The organism is Bradyrhizobium sp. UFLA01-814 (genome assembly GCF_046718885.1).
In the GTDB taxonomy this organism is placed as follows: domain Bacteria; phylum Pseudomonadota; class Alphaproteobacteria; order Rhizobiales; family Xanthobacteraceae; genus Bradyrhizobium; species Bradyrhizobium elkanii.
Window position 1 is genome coordinate 1 of record NZ_JAQOSR010000315.1, and the last position, 4,527, is coordinate 4,527.

The window sequence follows — 4,527 nt, forward strand, 5'->3', positions numbered from 1 at the left end:
GACGCCTTCACCTCCGAGGAATGTGCCAACTACCTCAAAAATTCAGGCTATCGAACTTAATGCCATCACGCTTTAGACGTCGAAGAACACGGTCTCGCTGTCGCCCTGCAGATGGACGTCGAAGGTGTAGACGTTGCCCGCGCCGGCCTTGCGCTGCGCGATCAAGGTCGGGCGGCGATCGGCCGGCACCAGCGCCAGCGTGGAATCGGCGGCGTTGCCGGCTTCGCCGTCGAAATAGATCCGGGTGTAGAGATGCAGCAGCATGCCGCGCGCGAACACCGCGAGCAGAATATGCGGCGCCTGCGGCTTGCCGTCGGCATCCGGCACTGAGCCCGGCTTGATGGTGTCGAATGCATAACCACCGCTCTTGTCGGTGCCGCAGCGGCCAAAGCCCTTGAAGCTTGAGTTCGGCAACGCGCGCGCATCCTGCGGATCCGAGAAGCGGCCCTGCGCATCGGCCTGCCAGATCTCCAGCATGCAGTCCGGGATCACGGCGCCGTCGCCGTCATAGACCTTGCCCTCGACGCGGATGCGCTCGCCCGAGACGTCGCCCGTCAGCAAATTGTTGGTGAAGGCGTCGTTCCACTCATACTCGCCGTTCGGCGTCAGGCCATACTTGAAATAGGGACCGACGGTCTGCGAGGGCGTGATTCCATCAGGACGCGGGTTCGACACTTACCTGGTCTCCATCGGCGTGGCACTCTGCCCGCGCAGCACGATATCGAAGCGGTAGCACAGCGCCCATTCCGGCTTGGTGTTCTCGAGATCGAAGGCGGAGATCATCCGCGCCCGCGCCTTCTCATCCGTCACCGAGTTGAAGATCGGGTCGAACGGGAACAGCGGGTCGCCGGGGAAATACATCTGGGTCACCAGCCGCGAGACGAAGGAGTGCCCGAACACCGAGAAGTGGATATGCGCGGGTCGCCAGGCATTGTGGTGATTGCCCCAGGGATAGGCGCCGGGCTTGATGGTGATGAACTTGTAATAGCCCTTGGCATCGGATTGCGTGCGGCCGGCGCCGGTGAAGTTGGGATCGAGCGGCGCCGGGTGCTGGTCGACGACATGGATGTAGCGGCCGCAGGCATTGGCCTGCCACAGCTCGACCAAGGTGTTGGGCACGCCGCGGCCGTCCTCGTCGAGCACATAGCCGTGCACGATGATGCGCTCGCCGAGCGGCTCGCCCTTGGCCTGGATGGTGAGGTCGTTGTCGTGCGCGCGCACCGTCTCATGACCGTAGACCGGCCCGGTCAGCTCCGAGAGCGTGTGCCGCATCGGGATCAGCGGCTTCGTGGGCGCGCGCCTAGTCGCGCTGCGGTACGCAGGCGACAGACGCGCGGGATGGACGCTGTTCGAAGTGATCGGGTAGATCAACGTCATGTTGCTTTCTCCAGACCGGATTCCCGCCCGCGCCGGATATCAGGCCGGCGCCTTGAAATCGTAGGAGATGCGCCCGGCCGGCAGATAGAACAGCGCGATGACTGCGCCGCCCCTGACCTCCGGATAATGCCGGCTGCCGGGATCCGGCGCCGTCCAGCCCGGCCCCTGCCAGCCCTGCAATCCCTTCAGCTGGGCGCCCTTGTCGAGGGGAACGACGAGGTTGAGCTCGCCATAGGGATGGCCGTGATATTGCCCGCGCAGCACGTCGTGATCGTCCTCGTCCTTGAAGCGGCGCGGATCGGTGCTGTTCATGTAGACCGCGGTGATGCTGAACTGGAACGTCTCGGGGACCGGCTCGAGGATGCGGCTGCGCCGATAGTTCGGGCCTTCCACCTCCTGGTTTGCGGCCCAGCCCTCCTCGACTCCCATTTTGATGAGGCGGGCCAGATCCTGGTACAGCGCGCTGTCCTCTCCATAGGTCTCGTTGAGCCATCGCTCCATCGCCGCGCTCGGTGTCATGTCCTTGACCTCACGCAGAAACGGAATGCTGCGTTCGATAAGCTGTTCACGGCTTCCCATGACTTTCTCCTGTCTAATCCTCGAAACCCTTGAAGGAGGCGAATGCCTCCAGTTCCGCGCGCGGCATCAGCCGCGTGCGCGACCGCTCCCTGGGGTGGCCCATCGAGATCCCGCAGGCCACCATCTGCTCGGCGGGGATCGACAACAGCGGACGCAAGATCCGGTGGAATCTGGCGAAGGTTTCCTGCGGACAGGATTGCAGCCCGCGTCCGACCGCCGCCAGCATCACGTTCTGGATGAACATGCCGAGATCGAGCCAGCTTCCCATCGCCAGGCGCCGATCGATGGTGACGATCAATCCAACCGGCGCGCCGAAGAACATGAAGTTCTTTGCGGTCTGCCGGCTCCTCGCCGCTGCGTCGCTTTGCGCGATCCCGAGCGAGTCATAGAACAATCGCCCGAACTCCTGGCGACGACCGAGATACGGTTCGGGGAACGCGCTGGCGTAGTATTGATATTCGGAGACGTGCTCGCTCGGCTCGTTCTCGTAGGCATGCAGAAGCGCAGCCGACACCTCGGTTTTGGCGGCGCCGGCGAGCACGTAGACGTGCCAGGGCTGGATGTTCGCGCCGCTCGGCGCGAACCGCGCCACGCGCAGGATCTGCTCGACCGTCCAGCGCGAGACCGGACTGCCGGAGAACTCGCGGCACGACAGCCGGCCGGCGATCACCTCGTCGATCGGGTTGCGCGCAACTCCGCACGCCGCGTCCCGGTCGATCACGACTTCTTCACGAGCGAGCATCCGCCGTCCTCCATCGGTCTGAAGGCCTCTTCCCCCGGGATCGTGGCCAGCAGCTGGTAGTAGTCGAACTGGTATTTCGACTCCTCCGGCGACTTGACGCGGAACAGATACATGTCGCGGACCAGCCGGCCGTCCGGACGGATCCTGCCGTTGCGGGTCATGAAGTCGTTGACCGGCAATTCGCGCATCTTGGCGGCGATGGTCGGCCCATCGAGCGTGCCGACGGCTTCGACCGCCTTGAGGTAGTGTATGACCGCACCATAGGTGCCGGCGTGGATCATGGTCGGCACCTTCTTGGTCTTCTCGATGAAGCGCTTCGACCACGCGCGCGTCTCGTCGTTGAGGTCCCAGTAGAACGCCGAGCTCAGCATCAGGCCTTGCGCGCTCTGCAGCCCGAGGCTGTGGATGTCGGCGATGAAGACGATCAGGCCGGCAAGCTTCTGCCCGCGCGTCACGCCGAACTCGCCGGCCTGCTTCACGGCGTTGATGAAGTCGCCGCCGGCATCGGCGAGCGCAATCACGTCGGCCTTGGACGCCTGCGCCTGCAGCAGGAAGGACGAGAAGTCGGGCGTGTTGATCGGGTGCTTCACTGCGCCGACGACCCTGCCACCGGTGGCGGCGATCACCTTGCGGCTGTCAGCCTCGAGCTGCGCACCGAGCGAGTAGTCGGCCGAAAGAAAGAACCAGGACTTGGCGCCGAGGCGCGAAATCGCCCTCGTCGTCCCCTGCGACAGCGCATAGGTATCGTAGGTCCAGTGGATGCCGGTCGGCGAGCACTCGTCACCGGTCAGCCGGGACGTTGCCGCGCCGGTGGCGAGGAACAGCTTCTTCTTGTCGCGCGTGATGCCCTGCACCGCCAGTGCGACCGCGGAATTCGGGACGTCGAGGATGGCCTCGACATTGTCGTTCTCCAGCCAGCGCCGGGCAATCGCCGAGCCGATATCCGCCTTGTTCTGGTGATCGCCGGCGACGATCTCGATCGGACGGCCCAGCACCTTGCCCTTGAAATCGTCCACCGCCATTTGCGCGGCGACCACCGAACCCTGGCCGCCATTGTCGGCGTAGAGCGACGACATGTCGGTCAGCACGCCGAGCCTGACCGGCCCGCTCTGTGCAATTGCCGACGTCGCTGTCGCCACCAGCATCAACGCCAGTCCAATCGATTTACGCGCGCCACTTCGGGCCGACATCACCCAGGCCTTCATCGCTTTTCTCCTCCCAACCCGGTGCCGGCAATCTTGGCCAGAACGCCGCGTTGCGGAAGTGAAAGTCTTGCAGAGTGATCCTGAACCGGCTTCAGATGGCCGGTGGTGACGGCACGGCAATACGCTCGTGGAGAATCCGCTCGGTTGCATCCGCCAGACGGCTGGCCTTAACTGCCGTCGATCGCGGAATTCTGCCGAGGCGAGCGATCCGCTACAGACAGGACTCGCAGCGTGTCCGTTTCCTTCAAGACCCTGGATCTGAATCTGCTCAAGGTATTCGACGCCGTCATGGAGGAGCGCAGCGTGCTGCGGGCCAGCCAGAAGGTCGCGCTGAGCCAGTCCGCCGTCAGCCACTCGCTGGCGCGGCTGCGCGAGATGCTGGACGACGACCTGTTCGTGCGCACGGCTACCGGCATGCAGCCGACCGCGCGCGCGTTGACAATGGCGCCGCAGGTTCGCCAGGCGCTGCGATCGCTGGAGGCCGCGGTCGAGCTGCCGACGTTCGTACCGGCGGCCTCCACCAAGCCGTTCACGCTGGCCGCCAACGACTTCACGACGATGGTGCTGGCGCCGCCGCTGCTGAAGATCCTGGGCCTGTCTCTTATACACATCTCCGAGCCCACG

The 4,527-nt window shown here is 64.6% G+C and carries 6 protein-coding genes; 1 reads left to right on the plus strand and 5 read right to left on the minus strand.

Annotation, left to right across the window (positions count from 1 at the left end; all coding sequences use genetic code 11):
• Nucleotides 1-72 precede the first annotated feature (72 nt).
• The 5 genes from pcaG to PMN64_RS42185 are packed head-to-tail and all read right to left on the minus strand — an operon-like array spanning nt 73 to nt 3,903.
• A complete protein-coding gene (gene pcaG, locus PMN64_RS42165; protein ID WP_028344905.1) occupies nt 73-675 on the minus strand; it encodes a protocatechuate 3,4-dioxygenase subunit alpha in 603 nt (200 codons plus the stop codon).
• Nucleotides 676-1,377 (minus strand): protocatechuate 3,4-dioxygenase subunit beta, encoded by a 702-nt coding sequence (gene pcaH, locus PMN64_RS42170; RefSeq protein WP_259245055.1) that lies wholly within the window; start codon nt 1,375-1,377, stop codon nt 676-678.
• 39 nt (nt 1,378-1,416) lie between these two features.
• Nucleotides 1,417-1,956 carry a DUF4863 family protein gene (locus tag PMN64_RS42175; RefSeq protein WP_028344386.1) on the minus strand — a complete coding sequence of 180 codons (540 nt, stop codon included), beginning with the start codon at nt 1,954-1,956 and terminating at the stop codon, nt 1,417-1,419.
• A gap of 13 nt (nt 1,957-1,969) precedes the next feature.
• On the minus strand, nt 1,970-2,698 hold the full coding sequence (locus tag PMN64_RS42180; protein WP_259245056.1) for a nitroreductase: 729 nt from the start codon (nt 2,696-2,698) through the stop codon (nt 1,970-1,972).
• On the minus strand, nt 2,674-3,903 hold the full coding sequence (locus PMN64_RS42185; RefSeq protein WP_411785029.1) for an ABC transporter substrate-binding protein: 1,230 nt from the start codon (nt 3,901-3,903) through the stop codon (nt 2,674-2,676). Before PMN64_RS42185 ends, PMN64_RS42180 begins: the two co-directional genes overlap by 25 nt.
• A 231-nt stretch (nt 3,904-4,134) precedes the next feature.
• On the opposite strand from PMN64_RS42185, the gene PMN64_RS42190 reads away from it, so the two are divergent.
• The coding region (locus PMN64_RS42190; protein ID WP_411785030.1) for a LysR family transcriptional regulator at nt 4,135-4,527 on the plus strand (393 nt) is incomplete at its 3' end.

Bases quoted from the DNA above. Each gene is read 5' to 3' on its own strand.
- pcaH (WP_259245055.1), bottom strand. From the start codon at position 1,377: ATGACGTTGATCTACCCGATCACTTCGAACAGCGTCCATCCCGCGCGT.
- PMN64_RS42175 (WP_028344386.1), bottom strand. From the start codon at position 1,956: ATGGGAAGCCGTGAACAGCTTATCGAACGCAGCATTCCGTTTCTGCGT.
- PMN64_RS42180 (WP_259245056.1), bottom strand. From the start codon at position 2,698: ATGCTCGCTCGTGAAGAAGTCGTGATCGACCGGGACGCGGCGTGCGGA.
- PMN64_RS42185 (WP_411785029.1), bottom strand. From the start codon at position 3,903: ATGAAGGCCTGGGTGATGTCGGCCCGAAGTGGCGCGCGTAAATCGATT.